We start from the raw sequence: 21069 nt of genomic DNA, 5'->3' as shown, positions 1-21069 counted from the left end.
CTGGTCCCCGGCACTCCTATGCGGTGAGGTCCACTGCGAATCGCGGAGGCCTGCGGGCGATCAGCGCGGAGGCGGCGGTGGGAAGGGGAAGATCTCCGACGGAATCGTGGGGACCACAATCGGCGGAAGACCAGGCACCACGATGGTGTTCGGGCCGGGCGTCGGTGGCGCTTCGGTGGTGGTCTGGCGCCGGTTCGGTGGGGGCGCGGCGACCGATTCGTTCGCTGATTCCGCCGTCGTGCCCGGCGCGACCGCGATCTGTGGGTCGAGAACGGTGGTGCGCGGAGCGGTGGTTGGTGACACCGAGGGTGACCCCTCGCTGCTGTGCGAATCACGTTCCAGCACCTGCGGACCGTAGCCGAGCCCGAGCCCGATCGCCGCGATCACGGCGAGTGCGCTTACCGTCAGCACGGCGCCGCTGATCTCGCGTTTGCCGGTCGCGGCAGGTGCGGATAACCACGCAGGCGACAGTTCGTCGTCGCCGAGCGCCGGGCTTGCGGCGGGGGTCTCCGTGCGGACCGGCCGGGCCAACAGCGCGGCGCCACGGGCCATCACGGTCTCGGGGCTGTCCGGGACGATGACGGGCACGCCCATCCAGCGTTCGAGAACCTTGGCGACTAGTGGGATTCGGGCACAGCCGCCGATGGCGAGCACCCCGTGCACGGGACGGTCCGAGCGCACGATCGCGTCCCGGGTCATCCGCGCCGATGATTCGATCGCCAGCATGATCAGCGACTCGAAGTTCTCCTGCGCCAGGAGCACCAAGCCCTGCTCACTGGGCAGCGCGACCGCGGTGTTGGAGGTCAGCTGCTCTTTGGCTTCCCGGCACAGCGCGTCCAGGGCGGCGAGGCCGGCGGCGTTCGGCGGGTGTGCGATCCGGCCCGATGCGATCTGCTGTTCCCTGATCAGCGAATCGAGGTAGTCGCCGCTGATGTCGCTGGTGCGTTCACTGTGGCGGACCTCGCGGGTCTGAGTGTCGACCACGCTCACCGACAGGCCCGAGCTGCCGAGGTCGTAGACCACGAGCGACGAGATGCCACGGATGTCGCCGGTGGACTGCGCGAACTCCAATGCCGCGACGATCTCCGGAACGAGTTCGTAGTTGGTCAGCTGCTGGCGCGCCATCGCTGCGCGGATCGCGCGAGCATGTTGCTCACTGCGATAGGCGATCGCGGTAGCGCCGATACCCTGGGTGGCTTCCAGCGTGACCCCGATGGCTTCGGCCGCCAGCTCTTCCACACTCTGGTCGAGCACCGGAATGCTCTGCAGGTCGAATGAATGCGACGCGACATGCCCATGGGGGTTCCCGGCGTGTGGCCGCGCCATACGGACAGCGCCGGCCCCCACCGAAACTCCCAGTACCGAACTCATCCAGCTGCCCATCTCGTTCATGCGTCACGACATGCGAGCCTGCGCCGTCCGTTCGGCGGAGGTCCGCTGGACGGACCCTACCGTCGACGATCAGCTGTGCTAGAGGCAGGACTGGTCATACGGCCAGTAGTCCCACCTTGTCTCGCAACTCTACGGTGTGCCGAGTCCCGCGTACACCCATCCGGCGGCTCTCCAGGTGGCACGATTGAGACAGTTCCGGCCGTCGATGATGCTGCGGGCTCGCACTACTCGGTCGAGGTTCTCCGGACGCAGTGCCATGAACTCGTTCCACTCGGTGAGGACCAGCACCACGTCGGCGCGTTCGCACGCCTCGGTGATCGAGGTCGCGTAGTTCAGGGTCGGGAACACCCGCCGGGAATTCTCCACTGCCTTCGGGTCGTAGACGGTCACCACCGCGCCGTGCAGCTGGATCATGCCCGCCACGTTCAGCGCGGGTGAGTCGCGGACGTCGTCGGATTCCGGCTTGAACGCCGCGCCGAGCACCGCGACGTTGGCGCCGAGCAGTGAGCCGCCGCAGGCGCGGGCGGCCATGTCCACCACCTTGGTACGGCGGCGCATGTTGATGTTGTCCACCTCGCGCAGAAAGGCCACAGCGTGGTCGGCGCCCAGTTCGCCGGAGCGGGCCATGAACGCGCGGATGTCCTTCGGCAGACAGCCGCCGCCGAATCCCAAGCCCGCGTTGAGGAAACGGCGGCCGATACGTGCGTCGTAGCCGAGGGCGTCGGCCAGCATCGTCACGTCGGCGCCGGTTGCCTCGCACACTTCCGACACCGCATTGATGAACGAAATCTTGGTAGCGAGAAAGGCGTTGGCGGAAACCTTGACCAATTCGGCTGTGGCCAAATCGGTCAGCAGAAACGGGATCTCGGCGGCGATCAGGTCGACGTAGATCTCGCGGACCCTCTCCTCGACCCATCCAGCGGCGTCGCGGCCGTGGTCGACGCCGACTACCAGCCGGTCCGGGCGCAGCGTGTCCTTGACCGCGAAGCCCTCGCGCAGGAATTCCGGATTCCACGCCACCTCGACCTCGGTCGCACTCAACGCGCGGGCACGGGCGCCGAGTGCCACGGCCGTGCCGACCGGCACCGTCGATTTGCCGACGATCACCGATGGACGCTCCAGAATCGGGGCGAGCGAGTCCACCACAGCGTGTACGTACTTCAGGTCGGCGGCGTACTCGCCTTTCTTCTGCGGGGTACCGACTCCGAGAAAATGCACTTCGGCATGCGCGGCCGCCTCGGCGTAGGAAGTGGTGAACCGCAGCTTGCCCGCGTCGAGGTTGCGTCGCAGCACCTCCTCCAGACCCGGCTCGTAGAACGGCACTACCCCGTCGGATAGCTTCGCGACCTTGCCAGGGTCCACGTCCACCCCGATGACGTCATGCCCGAGTTCGGCCATGCATGCCGCATGCGTGGCCCCGAGATACCCGGTTCCGAAGACTGTGCATCGCATGATCGATTGGTAAACCCCGCCGGTGGCCGCACCACGTCACCGAGGCAAGGGTCCGGGCAACAGCAGATGTACAGGCGGCGACGTGGGTCGGCGAAACGGCTTGACCTGCGAAATCGTTCCGCCGCCCGGCTAGCATCGGGGTGGTGCGACGACATCATCGGTGGAGCTGGCCCCTGCTCGTCGTGGTCGTCGTCGCCGTAGTGGCGCTGTGGCCGGTCTACGTACGCCCGCACACCGACACGCCCGTCCCGGCGGACGCCATTCTCGTCCTGGGCGGCGCGCACGACGGGCGCGAACAACTGGGCCTTCGCCTGGCGCACGAGGGGTACGCACCGCGCGTGCTGTTCTCAAATCCCTATGAGAACAGCGCGCTGGTGAACCGGATCTGTCACGGGGGCTACAGCTTCGAGGTCATCTGCTTCGACCCGTCCCCGCGCACCACCCGCGGCGAGGGCCGCGAACTCGCCCGCCTTGCCCGCGCCGACAACTGGCACCGCGTCATCGTCGTCACCTTCACCCCGCATATTTCCCGAGCTCGCTACATCATCGAAAAGTGCTGGGAGGGAGAACTTCTCTTCACCGACCCCGAACCGCACCTCTCGGCCCTCCGTTGGGGATACGACTACGTCTACCAGTCGGTGGGTTACATCAAAGCCTTCTTCGAGGACTGTTAGGGGGCGGTTCCAGTTCCGCGCCTCGGCCCAGGAGGATGGCGCCCCCAATTAGGTACTGGTCATATCGGCGGTGGGTGAGTGGCATCGGCGCGGTCGACAGCTCATTTCGGAATTTTGGAGGCTCGCAGTACGTCAGGACGGTGGCGCCCGCGACCACTGACGACAACACCGGGGCAGCGCGCTACGCGCCGCCCGCCGTTCGGACTACTCGGGTAGTTGCTCTTTGCCTACATTGCGGACCTGACCACCAGCGCGAACGGCTCGGGAGCGTACGACTCGCGGCTGAAACGTACGACTCGCGGGCGCTACCGACCTGCACTCAGAACTCGACGACAACGCGGAAGAGTGCGGGGTTGGCGAAGTTCGGGGAGGTGGACAGGTGTTGTGGGAAGCGGGGATCGTTGTCTGCTGTGCGCCATGCCTCGGGACTGTCCCAGTGCGCGATGCTGACCAGCTGGAAGCGAGTGTCCGGGTCCACCGCACGGTGCAGCCGGTTGTCCCGGAAGCCGGGCGCCTCGCTCATCGACTCTGCGCGGCTGAGCCAGTGTGGCAGGAAATCATCGATCCGCTCGGCGGGCAGCTCGAAGGCGTTGACGAAGGTGATTCCAGGCCGTTCGCCCGAACCGTTTCCCGCCGTGCGGAATTCGGCCGCCACCTGATACCAGCCGCCGTGCACGGTGGCATAGCCGGCCGCGGTGGCTGCCGACGCGGTGAAGGCGGGATTCGCCAGCGCCTCGTCCCGGTCTTCGATGCTGTCCCAGTGCGCCACATTGACCAGACCGAGCCGGGACTCCGGATACAGTCTGCGGTGCAGTCGCGCATCCCGGAAACCTGGGGCGGCGTGGATGAGTCCGACGCGCTTGCGCCAGCGTGCGATGGACTCGTCGATCCGGTCCTCGGGCAGTTCCCACGCGTCGATCAGGGTGATTCCATTATCTGTCACCGCACCATCTTGAAACCTCAACCACGCTAAAGGTCAAGATGGGCCGGGCAGGCTACCCGGCGAGCGACGCAACATTATCCAAGACCCGCCTGCGCATGGTGGGCCCTACCTTTGCCACCCGCCAACCCATCACCCGATCCTTGCGTGCCGACGACCGCTAAAACCCGGGCCCGTTCTCTTCGGAGGCTGTACTCAGTTCTTTCGGCCAGGCGCCTTGGCGCCGGACTTGAAGCCGAGGCCACCCGGTTTGGCGGTGGGCGGCGCGACCTCGGGTGCGCCGTTTCCGGTGGTTCCCTTGGTGGGTCGCTCGGGCTCGGAGGCGGATTCGGCCGGACCCGCTGGGATTTCCGTAGCGGGCGCTTCCTCCGGCTCGGCCGGCTCGGCAGCTGGCGCCTTGACAACGGGTGCCTTGGCGCCGGGGCGCTTGAAACCGGACTTCATGGCCAGCCCTTTGGCGGGCACCGTCGGCTTGGTTTCCGTCGGAGCCGCCGACTCGGCCGGAGCTGCCGTGGCGTCGGAAGCCTCGGCCGGTGTGATACCGGGAGGAGTCTCGGCTGCGGGAGCCGGCGCCTTCCCGCCAGGCGCCTTGGCGCCACCCTTCATACCCAGACCCCCGGGGGCCTTCGCCGGGCCCTTCATGGCCAGGCCCTTGGCGGGTGCGGCGGGTGCCGATGCGGGCTCGGTCGTCGCGGGTTCGGTGGTGGGGGTTTTGGTGCCGGGGGCCTTGGCGGCGCCCTTCATGCCGAGACCGCCGGGGGCCTTCGCGGGGCCCTTCATGGCCAGGCCCTTGGCGGGTGCGGCGGGTGCCGATGCGGGCTCGGTCGTCGCGGGTTCGGTGGTGGGGGTTTTGGTGCCGGGGGCCTTGGCGGCGCCCTTCATGCCGAGACCGCCGGGGGCCTTGGCGGGGCCCTTCATGGCCAGACCGCCGCCGGTCGGCGCTGCCTTGGCGGGCGTGGGTGTCTCGGCGGCTGGGGCAGGCTCGGGTTCGGGTTCCGCCGCGGGTGCCTTCGGCTCCTGGATGACGGTGAGGTTCTCGGTCAGCTTCGCGGGCTCGGCGCGCTCGATGGCGTCCAGCATCAGCTGGGCGACGTCGACGACCTCGACGCCTTCACCTTCGCCCTTCTCCTGGCGCGCGGTGACGCCGTCGGTGAGCATCACGCGGCAGAACGGGCACCCGGTCGCGATCTTCGACGCCGTGGAGCTTCCGGAGCGGCCATCGGACGCGGTGAGCGTGTCCAATGCCTCGTCCACCCGATCGATATTGATGCGCTTGCCGAGTTGCTCTTCCATCCACATCCGCGCGCCACCGGCACCGCAGCACATAGACCGTTCGCCGTGCCGAGGCATCTCCACCAGGTTCGAGCCGGACGCGGCCATCAGCTCACGGGGCGCGTTGTAGATCTTGTTGTGCCTGCCCAGGTAGCAGGGGTCGTGATAGGTGACGTTCTGCGACACCGAGGCCACAGGGATCAGCTGCTTCTGGCGCACGAGGCGGTTGAGCAGCTGAGTGTGGTGCACGACCTCATAGCTGCCGCCGACCTGCGGGTACTCGTTGTTGAGCGCGTTGAAGCAGTGCGCACAGGTGACGACGATCTTCTTCTTGCGGTCCTCGACGCCCTCGAACACCGAGTCGAGCAGTTCGATATTCTGCTGTGCCAGCTGCTGGAACAGGAACTCGTTACCCGCGCGGCGCGCCGAGTCGCCCGTGCAGGTCTCGTCGGCGCCGAGCACCATGAACTTCACATCGGCGGTGGCGAGCAACTCGGCGACGGCTTTGGTGGTCTTCTTGGCGCGGTCTTCGTAGGCGCCCGCGCAGCCGACCCAGAACAAGTAGTCGTAGCCGTCGAAGCTGTCGGCATCCTGACCGAAGACCGGGATCTGGAACTCTAGGTCGTTGATCCAGTTGAGCCGGTCCTTGGCGTTCTGACCCCAGGGGTTGCCCTTGTTCTCCAGGTTCTTGAACAGACCCGCGAGCTCGGACGGGAACTCCGACTCGATCAGCACCTGGTAGCGACGCATGTCGATGATGTGGTCGACGTGCTCGATGTCCACTGGGCACTGCTCGACGCACGCACCACAGGTGGTGCAGCTCCACAGCACTTCGGGATCGATGATGCCGTTCATGTCTTCGCCGCCGACCAGCGGACGTTCGGCCTCGGCCTTCGCTGCCTCGGAGATCTTGGCGAGCTCGACCTCGTTCGGCTTGCCGTCTGCATCGACCAGGCCGATTTCGTCGCCGCCCATGTCTTTGCGGCCACCGGCCAGCAGGTAGGGCGCCTTGGCGTAGCCGTGATCACGCAGCGACATGATCAGCAGCTTGGGTGAGAGCGGCTTGCCGGTGTTCCAGGCCGGGCACTGCGACTGGCAGCGCCCGCACTCGGTGCACGTGGTGAAGTCCAGCCAGCCCTTCCAGGAGAAGTCCTCGATCCGGCCGGCACCGAAGGTGTCGGTGTCCGGATCGGCTGTCTCCATGTCGACCGGCTTGCCCTTCGACATCATCGGCTTGGCCGCGCCCAAGGCGACGCCGCCGTCGTCCGCACGTTTGAAGTAGATGTTCGGGAACGCGGAGAACCGGTGCCAGGCCACCCCCCAGGTGACGTTGCGACCGACCAGCAGCAGGAACAGCATGCCGGACATCAGCTTGACGAACGCGAACAGCGCCACCAGGGTCGGGCTTGCGGGCAGCAGTTCGGCCACCCGCATGGTGAAGAAGTCGGTGGCCGCGTTGGAGTGGCCGTAGGCCGCGATCTTGCCCGCCTTCACGAAGATCATGCCGAGGCCCTCGATCAGCACGATCGCCTCGATCACGTAGGCGGGGCCGAACTTCGAACCGCTGAACCGAGACAGCCGCTCGGGCAGTCGCGGGTGGTTCAGCTGACGCAGGATGATCAGGGTGGTGATGCCGAGCACCGTGCCGATGCCGAGGATCTCGTCCCACAGGTGGTAGATCGCCCAGTTGCCGATGATCGGCCAGTGGAATTCGGGGTCGAACGTCTGCCCGTATGCCTCGAACCACAGGATGGCGCCGCCGATGAAGCCGATCATCACGAGCCAGTGCGCCCAGCCGACGGTGCGGAATTTGTTCATGCGCGTATGCGCGAGGAACTCCACGATCATCTGCTTGAACCGGGGGAAGAACGGCCGCCAGCGATCCGGCGCGGGCTGTCCGACCATGATGGCGCGCACGATATTGCGGACGCCGCCGATGAACGACGCCCAACACAGGAGGCTGAGCGTCGCCCCAATCGTGCCCAGCGTCACAGTCAGGGCATTCATGTCGCGACCTTTCTTTAGAGGCAACACGAGCGAGGGCGGTTCTGGCGCCGCCCCGTTGGCTCGTATCCTAACCGGCGGTAAGTTACCCGCCGGTAATAACCGGTGTCCATCGTAGTATCGGCCTTTGAGCTGTAGCCCGTGGGGCGGGGCTTGACCCGCGACGCGCCTGTGATCAACGTCACGGTTTGTCGATTTGGGCGAGCGTTCAGGTGATAACTACCGTAAACGCCGCAGGATGGGGCCAATCGGTGAGGATTGGCTTAGTCCCCATACCTGATAAGGGATCTCGCTTAAAACACGGCGTTCTATTAGGCTCACGACGTTCTGTTTGCTGTGCCTGTCTGCGCGCTGCTCGGGGAGGATCCGGACTGCCACCGGATTTGATGAGAAAGAGCTCGCGCGTGCGGATCCGCTGGTAAACGACGACCTGATGCATGGATTGGAAACTGAATGAAACTCCGCAGAACCACCGCGGCTGCCGCGATGGTCATCGGCGCGATGACCATCGGCCTGGGGACCGCACATGCCGACGAGCCGGCGGCTACACCTGACCAGCCCATCCGGTACTCGGTCAAGCTGGTGGACAAGACCGTCGTGACGACACTCAAGGGGGGCACGTTCGAACTCGCGAAGTCCTCCGAGGACGTCAAGGAGGACGACGTCTACAAGATCAAGGACGGACAGGGCAACGCGGTTCTGACGCTCCCGATCGCCTTCCGGGTCGCCGAGACCGTCGTCCCGGTGAAGCCGGTCGTCAAGGACGACGCCACGGTGCTCGAGCTGACCCCTGAGCAGGGGGTCACCGTCCCCAAGGACAAGCCGATCAACGCCGTCAACGTCGTCGCGCAGCCGATCGCCTCGCCGCTCGAGAACTCGCGCGCGCAGAACGAGTTCGCCAGCCAGTTCGGCATCGCCACCGCCGTGGGCGGCTTCCTCGGCACCGCCGTCGGTGTCGTCTTGGGCGGCGTGATCGGCTGCATCCTCGGCCTGCCGTTCCTCGGTGTCGGCTGCATCCCCGCCGCTATCGCGGGCGCAGGCATCGGTGGCATCCTCGGCACTGTGGCCGTCGGTGGTCCCGCGCTGGCTGTTGCGGGCATGGACCTGATCAACACGCTGCAGGCGCCGGACGGCACCACGAAGTGGGCGGAAGGGAACTATTCGGCGACGGCGGTCGCTCCGAAGTAATCCGCCCGAACGCTTCTCGCTCGATCAGCACGCGGCCCGCTCTCTTCGGAGGGTGGGCCGCGGGTCGTTATCCGGGTAGGTCGAGCGTGCCACGGAAGGAAACCTCGCCGATCTCGCGGCCGAGCCTGCCGAAGGAGCGTTCGGCCATCGAGAACGTTCCGTCCTCTCGCACGAGCAGCACCGTGCTGGCCCTGGTGCCGTGCAGGGTGTGTCCGATGAACCTGGGCGACAGCGTCCGCTCGATCTCCTGGGGAACCCCGGTGTGCGGCAGGTGGTCGTCCGGGGCCTCGGTGCGGTCGGCGAGCACTGCGAAATAGCGCTCCACCGCATCGGGATCGGATTGCGCGAGCTGTCGCAGTTCGGTCAGCCCCGCGCGCACCTTGGGCCAGATGGCTTGGGGCGCGGTCGGATCCGGGTCCCCCTCCGCCAAACCCGCGGAGCTGACGAACGTGCCATTGGAGAGCCCGTGGAAGCCTGGAACGAGTTCTCTGGGACGGGCGGCGCTGCGGTTGGAGTGCCACCACAGCGTCTCCAGGTCGGAGACCACCACGTTGTAGCCGTTGTAGTCGTCGGGCGCGGCCGCGAGGTCGAGCACATACCTCTCCGGGCCGGGAAAGGCTCTGGCCGGATGACGGTCGGAGGCGCCGCGCAGGAAATCCATCAGCAGCGCGCCACGGGAACGGGCGTCGGCGCGTTCGTCGTTCGCATTGCGCACGTTCGTCACCGTGGCGAATCGGCTGTGGCTGTTTGGTCGCGCGGTGAGCCCGAGCCAGGTGCCAGGAGGATCGCCCTCGACCCCGCTCTCGGCGCCGGTGTCGCGCCCGGCGAGCAGCCCGGGTACCTCCGGCCACCACCGCATGGACTCGGCAGGCCGGGTGTAGTACTCGTCCCGGTTAGCGGCCACGATCAACCGGTAGTCCGGATGGGCGCGCCAGCCGATCAACACCAAACACATGCAGTCAGAATGCCGGAACAGAGTGGGGCCACGCGCCGGGTACCCCGCCGGAGGCCGCGCAAAGGCAGGGATAAAAGCGGCCGGAGACAGCGAAAAGGCCGACAGCGCAAAGCTGTCGGCCTTTTCGTCTTCTGCTGGTCAGTTAGTTGGTGCGGACGCGAAGCCCCGGGTTGTCGGAGAGCACCACGTGCACCGGCTGCGCGAACAGCTGTGGCACGTTGCCGGTGAGGGCGCCGATCAGGTTCGGGATCTCGCACACGGGGTAGTCGGCGACCGAGGAGGCGCTGGAGATGCCGAGCGCCAGCCGGCCGGTCACGATCGGGCCGCCACTGTCGCCGGGCAGCGCGCAGATGTTGGCCGAGAAGCTCTGGGTGAGCTCACGCTCGCCGACCTGCACGGTCTGATCGACCGCGTTGACAACGCCGCAGCTGAAGCCGGTGCGCGCACCGGACTTGCAGACCGGAGCGCCGACGACCGGGGTCGCCACGCCGTCGACCGCGATCGGGGCCGCGCCGGGCGCCCGAACGCCGTTGTTGGCGAAGCGATCCTTGGTCTGGTCGTTGATCCGCACAATCGAGTAGTCCTGCTCGCCGAGCACCGACTTCTGGAACACGCCGAGCTGCGCGCCGAGCCGGTCGCCGTTCAGCTCGTAGACGCCCGCGGCGTTGCCGCTGCCCGCCGACGCGATGTCGGGGTTGCAGTGGCCCGCGGTGATATTCACCGTATTGCCGTTGCGGTCGGTGCCGTTGAAGCCGAGCGAGCAGCGCAGCGAGCTGCGTCCGGAGACCGAGGCGAAGCCGTCGCCACCCGCGAGGGCGCCGCGCTGCGTCTCACCGGCGATGTCGCCGGCCTGCAGAGTGCTCTCCTCACCCGCCACCGGCGGGGCCATCACGATGATCCGCGCCGGATCGATGAAGTTCGGCATCGGCAAGCCCGCCTGGTCGACGCGCACCGCGATGGAGTTGTTGACGGTGTCGATCACCGCGCCACGTACCAGCGACCGCACCGCCTCTGGTTGGCCCTCCAGCCACCGCTCGAACGCGCTCTTCTCGCCACGCAGCGAGGCCTCGCTCTTGGCGACGTTGTGCACCTCGAAACCGGCCGACTCCGCGGCCTTCTTGGCCTCGTCGGCGCCCGGCCCCTGGGCCAGTGCCACGACAGCCCTGCCGGCCTCGTCGAGCCAGGAGCCTGCGAACACGGCCGGGTATTGCCGCTGCGCGTTGGTGGCGAACGCCGCCACCTGCTGCGCGACATCCGCACGGTGCAGGTACTCGTCGGGCGAGATCTTCAGATCGCGAGTCACCGCGGCCACCAGTTCGGCGGGCAGGTTCGGTGCCTGATCGGGCTCCGCCGTCGCCACTGCCGCCGTGGGGCCGAACAGCAGGATCGCCGCCGAGGCGGCGATCACTGTTTTTCGGATTCCGGTCTGTCGCGCAGCCGATCGGAGAGGACCTATACGTGGCAGGAGCATGTCCAGACTATATGGGCTCGAGCGCGGTATGCCTACTCATCGAGGAAAGCCGGTTGGTTCGATAGCCGATCAACCGGTCGCATGTCGGTCGCCACAATCTCTTCGGGCAGCTCACCCGGCGTTCGGGCGGGTGCGCACGGTGATGCCGCTGCCGAGCCCGCCGCCGGAAGAGGCGTCGATATCGGCCAGGATCGGCCGGATCGGAATGCCCAGCGAGGCCGTGCCGCCGTACTGCGCGAGCGCGATATTGGCCTCGTTGCAATTCGGTGCGTCCGCGGCGTTGGAACCACTGGTGATGCCGAGCGCCAGCGTGCCGGACACGATCGCGCCCCCGCTGTCGCCGCCGAGCGTGCACGCCGAGTTGGCGAAGCCGCGCACGATCTTGCTCTCGCCCTCCGCGGTGTACAGCTGGGTCTCCACCCGGTCGGCCACGACGAAGCCACAGGTGAAGGTGGACGACTGGCCCGACTTGCAGACCGGGGCGCCGGTGATCGGTTCGGCGGTGCCTGTGATGGACAGCGTGGTGCCGTTGGCGGCGCGCACCGAGGGCTGGTCCATGCCCGCTCGCACCGCGCGGTCATTCAGCTTGATCACCGAGTAGTCCAGCGCGGTCTGGCCACCGAGGGTCGCTCGCACGAAGGCGCCCAGTTCGGGGCTGGAAGGTATGTCTCGGACATCAGGCAAGTAGACCGTAGCCTCCTGGTTGCCCTTACTCAGATTCGGATCACAATGGCCCGCACTGATATTCAACGCATTGCCTGCCGCGTCGACGCTGTTGAATCCGAACGAGCAGACGTCGACGCCCTTCAGGGAGGTGTCCTTCAGCGAGATCGGAGCGCTGATGTAGGTGTCGCCGCCCATCGGCCGTCGCTCGACCGGACCTCCGCCGTTCGGTGACAGGATCACCTTGATGTTGGCGAGCAGGGTGGGCAGATTGAGCATGTGGCCCGCGGCTGTGTTAGCGACGCTGAGCACCAGCTGGCTGTTCAGGAAGTCGATGGCAACGGAGTTGATCCCCTGCGAAATCTCCCGCGGCAGGCCGGTGATCCACTGGTTCAGCTGGATCAGCGAGCCCTCCAGACTGTCCGCGGAAACCGGGGCCAGCCTGGTCTGGTAGCCATCGGCGGCGGCGACATGGGCGGCGTCCAGCGAGGTGACCGCGACAACCGGCTTGCCGTCGGCGCCGATCCAGGCACCCGCGTAGGCATCCGGTCGCTCCGAGCGGAAGTCGCGCGCGTAATCGCGCAACTGCTGGGCGCGCGCCGCGCGGTCCAGGTACTCCGTCGGGGTCATCTTCAGATCGCGCGCGATGGCCTGCACCAGTTCCGGTGGCAGGGTGTCCGCTTCGAGCTGCGCGGGAGCCTCGGGCGCCGCCGAGGCGGTTGCCGTACCGAACAAGGGAGCCAGGAGAACGGTCGAGGCGATGGCGACAGCTTTGACCGCGGCGCGACGCGCCACCAACTTGCGCATGAAGTCCCTTCGTCGGCACGCACGTGCCAGCTAAATCCGTGGCCACAGGCGGAATCCGTTGGCACACAGCCGTCGTCCAGCAACAGACCTGTTGTTCGAAATTCCTCCGACAACACCGGTCAGCGGATCACTCTAGGGCACAAACCCGGGAAGGACGCTACTAATCACCGACTACCAGGTATCCAGCCGGGGAAGGTCGGAATCGGCTGCATCGGCGGGTAGAAGGGGTTTGTCATGGTCGTCCGCGTCTGTGTGGGACGTGTAGTGGTGGTCGGCGCCGTGGTCGGCGGCTCGGTGGTCGGCGCCGGGGGCGTAGTGGTCTCCAGGGTTGTGGTTTCCGTGATCACCGGAGGCTCGGGCGACGGAGTGGTGACGGGCACCGTGGGGAACTCGACCGGCGGTGCGGGCGGAGTGAGGCTCACCGACGACTGCTCGGACTTGGCGTCGCGTAGTGGCGGCACCGGTGTGTCACCGTCGTCGCGGAACAGCGCGGCCACCGCGATACCGCCTAGCATGAGCCCGATCGCCGCGGCCGCGGCGATCAGTAGCGGCGTTCGTTTGCGGTCCTTCGCGGGAGTGGTTGCCGGTATGGGCTTTTCGGGTGCGGACGGTTCGGTCGCCGCGACCGGCGCCGCGATCGGAATGGCCGCGGAGTATGCCTGTGGCTGGGCGGGGGGAATCGCCGGGATGACGATAGTGTCCAACAGCGAGTTCTCGGCGGTGGACGGGTCCGGCGGGGTAGCACCCGCCGGCGTCGCCAGCACAGCCGCCAACGCCGCCCGCGCCGCGTCGTAGGCGAACGAGCCGCCGTTCGCGCCGGTTCCGGCGCTGGGCAGGTCGCCCTCGCTGACCAGCAACACCGAGCGGAGACCGAGATAGTCCAGTGCCTCGCGCAGCGAGCGAACATGCTCGGCGGGCCAGTCCCCAGGATGCGTCGCGTAGAACTCCGCAGGACCGTTGAGATGCTCAGCGGCCAGATTGATCAGGCAGAACAAAGCGGTCGCGACCAGATCCTCGGCGCGATAGGCCTCGCCGTCGTCGACCGAGATGCCCGCGGGATCGCCGACGGCGGGGACGAAGCCGGTGATCGAATGGGAATGCCCCGCGGGTACCGGTCCGCCGAGCACGGCGTCACCGTCCTCGGACATATGCAAGGCCGACTCGCGGACGATGTACTGCGGCTCCTCGTCGCCATCGGTGACGATTACCGCCGTGCACTCGTCCTCGGCGATGCGCAGGCCCACCCCAGTGGCCATCCTCAGTACCTCGCTTCGGCTTTCCCGTCCAGCGGTCACGGAACCGCAAAGGTTACACCAGCAGTGAACCGTGTCCCATGGCGCGCAGCATCGACAACAATTCCGAACGTGAGCCGGCACCGATTCGGCGTCGGATGCGGGCGACATGGTGCTCGACCGTCTTGGCCGAAATGTACAGCCGAGCCCCGATCTCCCGGTAGGTCAGTCCGAGCAGCACCAATTCCGCCACTTCGCGTTCGCGTTCGCTGAGGATTGCGGCCGCTGCCTGCGCAGGAGCCGCTGGCGTTGCCTGCCCCCCTTCGCGTGCGGCGGGCGCGGACGACCGGGCCTGCGGTTCCTGCGGACGGGCGTCGGTTCGGACCGTGCGTGCCAGTTTGAGCAGTGCGGTCGCTGTCGCGGAGTCGGGCGCGGCGAGTGCCGCCTCGCTGGCCAGCCGAGCGCCGTCCCAGGTCATGCCGATCGCGGTGAGCGCGGCGACGGCGGCATGAACCGGCGCGGCGGCGACCTGACCGCGCAGCACCAGCACCCAGGTGCGGCCCGCGTCCGCGAGCACCGCGGCGTGCCGGTCGCCTGCCTCGGCCGCCGCCTTCAGCGCATGCGCGTGCGGCAGCAACTCCTCGGGGCTTTCGTGGGCGATCGCGGCCTGCACGCCGTACCAGTGGAAGGCGTTGGACCAGGCCGGTGGCTCGTCCAGGCGGCGAAGCAGTGCCAGCGCGGTATCTACCAGCGGCGCGATGCGGCGCTCGTCGCGCAGACGGATGCCCGCCAGCCACAGCTCGCCGATCGGCAGCACCGAAAGCAGATCTGCCTGCACATCGTCGAACAATGGATAGGCCGCCTGCCACGCGCGGGTCAGCGCGGTGTGGTCGCCGCTGCGTCGGGCGAGGCCCACCACCACGCCGTGTGCGAGCAGCCGGTCGCGGACGTCGAGGGAGTCGTAGTCCAGTTCGGCCACAATGGCAGCGGCGGCGCGCTCGTCGCCGCCGAGCATCGCCGTCCATGCCGAAAGCACGTCGAGCTGATGGCAACGCAATCCGCTGGCCGCGGCGCGCCGCAACGCGTCTCCGGCTCGGCGCGGCTCACCGGTGCCGAGGGAGAGCAGCGTGGCGATCGACACCGCCGTGCACGGCAGGAAGCGGTCGACACCAGCGTCGGCGTGCGCGGCCTGCACCAGTGCGGATACCGCTGCGGCCGTGCCGTTCGCACGCTCGTCGATAGAGTCGGCCAGTGCGGTCGCGATCAGCCTGGCGTGCGCGTCGGCGGTGGGTGGCCACCGCGTCGATGACGCGGACAACTCCGCAGCCCCCGCCGCGTCACCCGACAGATACAGCACGGTGGCGCCGACCGCCCAGTCCAGGCCCACCCGGTGCGCACCGAGCCAGGAGTACAACTGCGCCGCGCGGCCGACCATGCCACGACGGGTCAGCACCGCAGCACAGATCCGCACGGCGGTAGCGAGCTCCGCGCTGGTGCCGCCCGGCCGCGCGAGCATCGGTTCGGCCAGGCGCATGGCCGTCGCACCGTCGCCGGTGCGCGCGGCCGCCTCTGCCCAGCGCAGCGCGATCGAAGCGAGGTCGGCGCCGCTCGCCGCCGCGGCAGCGTAGTAACGGACCGCCTCACGACCGGCCTTCTCCGCCGCGGCGATCAAGAATTCGGCGAGGCGCGGGTCACGGACGCCGGATTCGGCGAGCTGCAGGGCGGTGTGGTCGCGCAGCAGGCCGGCGTCCAGCCTGGCGTCGAGCAACCTGCGCTGCACCGCGACGAACCTGCGATCGCCGAGCAGCGTGCGTAGCGGGCCGACGGCCGGTTCGAGCAGCAGGTCGGCATCCGTCACCAGCGCGCACGCTCTGGCACGGTCGATGAGATCCTGGGCGGCCGCGGGCTCCACGTCGAGTACTTCGGCGAGCTCGCTGGAGTCGAGTCCCGTCCCGGTGGTGGCGACAACGAGGGTTTCCAGCAGGTCGGGCTCGAGGTCGTCCAGCAGTGCGCGAGCCCATGCGGTGACGGCGGTGTCGACGACGCCGATGCCCGCGTCCAGCCGAGCCGAGCAGGCGGCGGTCAGCGCGGCAACCACGCCACCACGGATACCCGCGGTCTGCAAGTGGATGTGCTGGGCGACCTGGCGCGGAACCATCATGCCGAGTTCCCTGGCGAACGGCGCCATGTCGGCGACGCCGAGCGGGCGCAGATCGACGACGCGGCCGCGGCGCGCGGCCGCGTCGACGAGCATCCGCAACCGCGGGTCGTGTGGGCGCGGCTGCGCCGCCACGACCACCGTGTAGCGGCCGGATTCGATCACGGAGCAGAGATATTCGAGGTCGAAGCGGCCAAGGGTATGCGCGTTGTCGATGATCAAGGCCGGTCGCGTGGCGGCGGCGGTCGCGCTGTGCGTCTGTGCCATCGCGGACGAACCGTTGCACGCGTGCGCGTGCTGAAGTGCGGCGGTGTCGTCCCGCAGCGGGACGCCATCGGCGCGCAGGCGGGCCCGGATCTCCGTGAGCAGTGTGGACTTACCGGTTTGCGAGCGGCCGCGGATGAGATAGACCAGCGGCTGCCGGTCGGTGGAGTCCAGCTCCCGGAAGATCTCACGCGCGCACGGCAGGGTGTCGAGGGCGGTATCAGCCACCTGAGCCCCCGAAAATCTGGCCGGGAGCGCGTAGCACGGTGCCGACGGTGTCGCCGACGCCGTCGATGGTGTCGTTCAGTACCCCGGTCGGCAGGCTCGGCGCCGGACGCTGCGGCAGCGGCGCGGGCTGGGTTATGCCGGGTGCCGGTGCCGGTGCCGGTGCCGGTGCCAGTGCCGGGGGTGGGGACGGCTGTGGTTGCGGAGCCGGTTGCGACGCACCCGGCTCCGCGGACGCAGGCCGGCCAGGGGCCTGCTCGCTGTTCACTACGGCGACCGTGGTGCCCTGGGCCGCGGACGAGGGGGAACCGGCCTCGGTTGCCTCGGCTTTCGGTCGACCCGCCGAGGTTGTCGTGTCCGGTGCCGCGACGCCCGCTACGGGTACGAACGGTTCGCCCGGCCGCACGACGGTCGTCGCGGCGATCTCCGCCGCACTACCGGTCGTGGGCTGCTCCGTCGAGGCGGGATGGTTCGAGCTGGACTGGATGCCGGTACCGATGGCGACGGTGCCGGTGGCCAGCAGGCCGATGGCGACCGCCGCGCCGGCGACGATGGCGGCGCGCTGCTTGCCGGTGAGCGCACGGCGGCGCGACGGGCGTCCGTCGGGCAGGGGCGGAAGGCCCAGCGCGGGAAGCGCTGTGGTCGGTGGCGCGATCTCGGCGACCGGGGCGGCCACGGGCAGGTATTCCGCCTCGGCGGCGAGCAGGTCGGTGGCCAGCAACGCGGCGCCGCGCGCACCGGTGTGCTCCGGCTCGGGGGCGGCAACCACCGGCAGGCCGAACTCGGACGAGATCAGCTCCGTGACCAAGGGGATCGCACCGCCGCCACCGGTGAGTAGGACGCGGCCGATGTCTCCGATGTCGAGCCCCGCCCGGTGCACCGCGTCGCGAATCAGGTCGATCGAGCTCAGTAGTGGCCCGCGTAGGAGGTCTTCCAGTTCGCCGCGCACCAGCCGCACGTTGCTTCCGTGTGGATCGGCCGGATCCAGCCGCACCGGAACAACCGTCGCGGTATTGATGGACAGCTCTTCCTTCGCATTTCTGCAGCGCTCGCGCAAAGCCGATAATTCCCGTTCCACCAAGGGGTCGAACGGATCGAAATCATTGACGAGCACGGCGTTTGCCAGGACATAGCGCATGGTCAACAGATCGAATTGCGCTCCGGCGATGTCCGTGCTGCGCAGTGGTGTACCGAGAAGGCTCGCGTGATCCCCGGTGCGCACCACCGAGACGGTCAGCCCGGATCCACCGAGGTCGTAGACCACCACCGCGCCGTCCGCGAGCGGACCGTGTGCGGCGTCGAGCCAGCGAACCGCGGCGGTCGGTTCGGGAACGAGCGTCACCTCATCCAGTCCGGCCTGGTCGAGGGCGGCGCGCTGGATGTCGACGGTGTGCCGCGACCACGAGGCCGGATGGCAGGCGACCACGGTCTCGGCGACGTAGCGGCCTGCCTCCCAGGTGATTTCCTCGAGCAGGCATCCGATCGCGGTGGCGACCAAGTCGGCCGCGGAATGCGCCGAGCCGTCCTCGGCGAGCATGTCCACCGGGTCGCCGACCCTGGCGAGGAAGCCCTCCAGCAGCACGTCGCTGGAATGGCGACCGGTGGCGCGTGGGCCCGCTCCGAAAGTGGGCGCCGCGTCGGGAGACAGCCGCAACACGCTCGGGTGGGTGAGTACCGCACCGCCGCCCGAGAGAATGGTGTCGTCGTCGCTGCCATCCTCCGCTGCCGCCACGGCGACCGAATTCGACGCGCCGACCGTGATGCCGAGCGCCAAGCGCTGTGTCATTCGAAAACCCCGTTCGGAAACCGTCTGATCCGGTGTCACTGCTGTCCAGTCCGATGGTGCGCAGGTCGGTGTTGTCACGCCGACGCAACTGCTCTGTCGGTTGCTGACACTCCGCCGTTACCGGGCGGGGAAAGTTTCGGGATATTCCCCTATTCCTGCGGCCGCCCCTAACGGGTGCGGGGGAACCGGGTGTAGGGGTTCGCCCCGTTTCGGAGTAACGGGCGGTGTCCCTAGCGTGAAATTCATTCCAACGACTGCGGATCATGAGGTCCGCCGGATCTCAGGAGATGTTTCTGATGACACCCAACGCGATTCTGGAGTTCATCCTCGATCTGTTGCGGAACCACGAGGCCGCAGTCGGCTACTGCGCGAACCCGACTCAGGCGCTCGCCGCGGCGGGCCTTTCCGCGGTAACCCCGGAGGACATCGCGGCCTGTGCCCCGATGGTCGCCGAGTCGGCATTGGTATCGGGCGGTTCCCAGCTGCAGGCGATCGTGGCAGCAGGTGCGCAGACGGGTGCGGTTGCCGCGGTGAACGCGGCAGGCACTGTGGGCGCGGCCGCCGCGGCGGACGCCGGGCTGGACCTCGGCGCCGACCTCGGTGTCGATCTCGGCGCGGGCGCGGGCGCGGGTCTCGGTGTCGACCTCGGCGCCGGTCTGAACACAGCGATCGACACCGGCCTGCAGGTCGGCGCAGACCTCGGCGCCGGGCTGACGGCGGGTCTCGACACCATGGTGAACGCCGGAGCGGACCTGTCCGCCGCCGTAGGGGGCTTGCTCGGAGCAGGCGCCCAGTTGATCACCGGCATCGGTGCGGATACCGACCTCGGCGCCGAGCTGTCCACCGGCTTGCAGGGCGTGGCGAACATCGGAACCGGACTCGAGACGGGCCTGTCCACCGGGATCGACGCGGCACTGGACGCCGGCGCGGATCTCGGCGCCGGATTGTCCACAGGCATCGACGGGGCGGTGGATGCTACCGCAGGGTTGACGACGGTGCTCGGCGTGGGTTTGCAGGGTGTTGTGGATGCGGCGACGGGTTTGACCGCTGGTCTGGACACAGTGCTGGGATCCGGTGCTGACCTGGCCGCGGGATTGCAGGGTGTTGTGGATGCGGCGACCGGTTCGACTGCTGGTCTGGACACGGCGTTGGGTGCTGGTGCGCAGGCCGGTGCCGGTCTGGAAGGTGCCATCGGCGCGGCAACTGGTTTGACGACCGGTGTGGATGTGGCACTCGGTGCTGGTGCGCAGGCCGGCGCCGATCTGGGTGCCGGTCTGGAGGGAGCTGTGGAGGGAACAGGCGGCTTGACCTCAGGTCTCGACGCAGCGCTTGGTGCGGGCGCTGGCCTCGCAGCCGGACTGTCGACCGGATTGCAAGGAGCGGGTGAAGCCGGAGCGCAGGTGGGTGCCGGACTCGAGACCGGCCTTTCGACCGGTCTCGGCAGTGCGCTCGACGCCACCGGCCAGGCCGCGACCGGGCTGACCGGCGGAATCGACGGTGCGGCGCAGGGTGCGGGCGATCTGACCACCGGACTCGTCGGCAGTATTTCCTCGGCTGTCGGTGGGGCCGCGAACCTCGGCACACAGGCGACGGCGGGCCTGGAGACCGGTCTCGCGACGGGGCTCGGTGCGGCCCTCGGCGCGGGCGCTGATCTAGGCGTCGGTCTGTCCACCGGCTTGGACGGCACACTGGACACCGGAGCGCAGGTCGGCTCGGGCCTGGAGACTGGAGTCGGTGCGGTGCTCAGTGGGGGCGCCGACACCACGACCGGTCTGGAAACCGGGGTGTCCAGCGGGTTCGGGGCGGGACTGTCCACCGGTTTGGATGGCGCGGTGCAGGCAGGTACCGGCCTCGCGGCCGGGCCCACCGGTGCGATCGACGCGGGTGCCCAGGCTGCGGCCGGCCTCGGCTCGAGCCTGTCGACCGGACTCGAGGCGGGTGCCGGGCTCGGAACCAGCCTGACCACGGGGATCGACGGTGCGATCGGTGCGGGTGCGCACGCCGGTGCCGGCCTGGAGACCGGCTTGTCGTCGACGGTGGGTGGAGCCTTCGGTGCGGGTGCTGACGCGACGACCGGTTGGGAAACTGGTCTCGGAGCCGCGGGCAATGCCGGTGCGGGCCTGTCGAGCGGTTTCGAAGGCCCGGCGAGCGCGGGGGCACAGCTGGGATCGAGCCTGGACAGTGGCATCGGCGCGCACGGGACAAGCGGTCTGGAGAGCGGCCTGTCCACGGGCCTGGGCGCCACGGCAGATCTCGGCGGCGGGCTGAGTTCGACCTTCGGCGGCGCGGTGGACACCGGCGCCGGTCTCGGCGGATCGGTGGGCGACACCACGCAGGGCGCGGTCGACACCGGGGCGGTGGGTCTCGGCGGCAGCGTCGGATCGACCGCGCACACTTGGTCCTCGATGGACGTGTCGAGCGCCTTCGGGTCGGGTCTGGACAGCGCGACAGGTGCGCAGACCGACACGGGTCTGTTCACGGACACGCACGCGGGTGCCGATCTCACCGGTTCGGCAGGCGCCGACCTCACCGGCGACGCCTTCCTGCACTGACAGTTGCCCTGCGCTACGGAAAGAGGTCGATGCC

General features: G+C 68.4%; 13 protein-coding genes. 3 read left to right on the top strand and 10 right to left on the bottom strand.

Annotated features, from left to right (window positions below; translation table 11 throughout):
• Window positions 1-60: 60 nt before the first annotated feature.
• Both OH799_RS22975 and OH799_RS22970 read right to left on the bottom strand, forming a co-directional pair.
• Window positions 61-1371, bottom strand: a complete 1311-nt coding sequence (locus tag OH799_RS22975) for an Hsp70 family protein (RefSeq protein WP_406267696.1) — start codon at window positions 1369-1371, stop codon at window positions 61-63.
• Between the two features lie 150 nt (window positions 1372-1521).
• A complete protein-coding gene (locus OH799_RS22970; RefSeq protein WP_406267693.1) occupies window positions 1522-2844 on the bottom strand; it encodes a UDP-glucose dehydrogenase family protein in 1323 nt (440 codons plus the stop codon).
• Window positions 2845-2987: 143 nt separating this feature from the next.
• On the opposite strand from OH799_RS22970, the gene OH799_RS22965 reads away from it, so the two are divergent.
• Window positions 2988-3518, top strand: a complete 531-nt coding sequence (locus OH799_RS22965; RefSeq protein WP_406267690.1) for a YdcF family protein — start codon at window positions 2988-2990, stop codon at window positions 3516-3518.
• A gap of 319 nt (window positions 3519-3837) precedes the next feature.
• Here OH799_RS22965 and OH799_RS22960 read toward each other — a convergent pair whose 3' ends face one another.
• Window positions 3838-4461, bottom strand: coding sequence for an antibiotic biosynthesis monooxygenase family protein (locus OH799_RS22960; protein WP_406267687.1), 624 nt, complete (start codon window positions 4459-4461; stop codon window positions 3838-3840).
• Between the two features lie 192 nt (window positions 4462-4653).
• On the bottom strand, window positions 4654-7737 hold the full coding sequence (locus OH799_RS22955; RefSeq protein WP_406267684.1) for a (Fe-S)-binding protein: 3084 nt from the start codon (window positions 7735-7737) through the stop codon (window positions 4654-4656).
• A 450-nt stretch (window positions 7738-8187) separates the two neighbouring features.
• Here OH799_RS22955 and OH799_RS22950 point away from each other — a divergent pair, with 450 nt between their 5' ends.
• Window positions 8188-8922 carry a hypothetical protein gene (locus tag OH799_RS22950; protein WP_406267681.1) on the top strand — a complete coding sequence of 245 codons (735 nt, stop codon included), beginning with the start codon at window positions 8188-8190 and terminating at the stop codon, window positions 8920-8922.
• Between the two features lie 67 nt (window positions 8923-8989).
• On the opposite strand, the gene OH799_RS22945 is transcribed toward OH799_RS22950, so the two are convergent.
• The 6 genes from OH799_RS22945 to OH799_RS22920 form a co-directional block, all read right to left on the bottom strand.
• Window positions 8990-9877 carry an NRDE family protein gene (locus tag OH799_RS22945; RefSeq protein ID WP_406267678.1) on the bottom strand — a complete coding sequence of 296 codons (888 nt, stop codon included), beginning with the start codon at window positions 9875-9877 and terminating at the stop codon, window positions 8990-8992.
• Between the two features lie 142 nt (window positions 9878-10019).
• Complete coding sequence (locus tag OH799_RS22940; RefSeq protein WP_406267675.1) at window positions 10020-11285, bottom strand: S1 family peptidase; 1266 nt, start codon at window positions 11283-11285, stop codon at window positions 10020-10022.
• Between the two features lie 174 nt (window positions 11286-11459).
• Window positions 11460-12818: a S1 family peptidase gene (locus OH799_RS22935; protein WP_406267672.1), complete on the bottom strand. Its 1359-nt coding sequence runs from the start codon at window positions 12816-12818 to the stop codon at window positions 11460-11462.
• 164 nt (window positions 12819-12982) lie between these two features.
• Window positions 12983-14074: a hypothetical protein gene (locus tag OH799_RS22930; RefSeq protein WP_406267669.1), complete on the bottom strand. Its 1092-nt coding sequence runs from the start codon at window positions 14072-14074 to the stop codon at window positions 12983-12985.
• Between the two features lie 52 nt (window positions 14075-14126).
• Window positions 14127-16700 carry a LuxR C-terminal-related transcriptional regulator gene (locus tag OH799_RS22925; protein WP_406267666.1) on the bottom strand — a complete coding sequence of 858 codons (2574 nt, stop codon included), beginning with the start codon at window positions 16698-16700 and terminating at the stop codon, window positions 14127-14129.
• Window positions 16693-18483, bottom strand: a complete 1791-nt coding sequence (locus OH799_RS22920) for an Hsp70 family protein (protein WP_406267663.1) — start codon at window positions 18481-18483, stop codon at window positions 16693-16695. Before OH799_RS22920 ends, OH799_RS22925 begins: the two co-directional genes overlap by 8 nt.
• 296 nt (window positions 18484-18779) lie before the next feature.
• Between OH799_RS22920 and OH799_RS22915 the strand changes: the two genes are divergently transcribed.
• A complete protein-coding gene (locus tag OH799_RS22915; RefSeq protein ID WP_406267660.1) occupies window positions 18780-21035 on the top strand; it encodes an IniB N-terminal domain-containing protein in 2256 nt (751 codons plus the stop codon).
• Window positions 21036-21069 lie beyond the last annotated feature (34 nt).

It is taken from the genome of Nocardia sp. NBC_00881, from assembly GCF_045207455.1.
In the GTDB taxonomy this organism is placed as follows: Bacteria; Actinomycetota; Actinomycetes; order Mycobacteriales; family Mycobacteriaceae; genus Nocardia.
The sequence above is the reverse complement of the archived record's forward strand: the minus strand, read 5'-3'. Positions and strand labels throughout refer to the sequence as shown.

Bases quoted from the DNA above. Each gene is read 5' to 3' on its own strand.
- OH799_RS22975 (WP_406267696.1), bottom strand. From the start codon at position 1,371: ATGAGTTCGGTACTGGGAGTTTCGGTGGGGGCCGGCGCTGTCCGTATG.
- OH799_RS22970 (WP_406267693.1), bottom strand. From the start codon at position 2,844: ATGCGATGCACAGTCTTCGGAACCGGGTATCTCGGGGCCACGCATGCG.
- OH799_RS22955 (WP_406267684.1), bottom strand. From the start codon at position 7,737: ATGAATGCCCTGACTGTGACGCTGGGCACGATTGGGGCGACGCTCAGC.
- OH799_RS22950 (WP_406267681.1), top strand. From the start codon at position 8,188: ATGAAACTCCGCAGAACCACCGCGGCTGCCGCGATGGTCATCGGCGCG.
- OH799_RS22945 (WP_406267678.1), bottom strand. From the start codon at position 9,877: ATGTGTTTGGTGTTGATCGGCTGGCGCGCCCATCCGGACTACCGGTTG.
- OH799_RS22935 (WP_406267672.1), bottom strand. From the start codon at position 12,818: ATGCGCAAGTTGGTGGCGCGTCGCGCCGCGGTCAAAGCTGTCGCCATC.
- OH799_RS22930 (WP_406267669.1), bottom strand. From the start codon at position 14,074: ATGGCCACTGGGGTGGGCCTGCGCATCGCCGAGGACGAGTGCACGGCG.
- OH799_RS22920 (WP_406267663.1), bottom strand. From the start codon at position 18,483: ATGACACAGCGCTTGGCGCTCGGCATCACGGTCGGCGCGTCGAATTCG.
- OH799_RS22915 (WP_406267660.1), top strand. From the start codon at position 18,780: ATGACACCCAACGCGATTCTGGAGTTCATCCTCGATCTGTTGCGGAAC.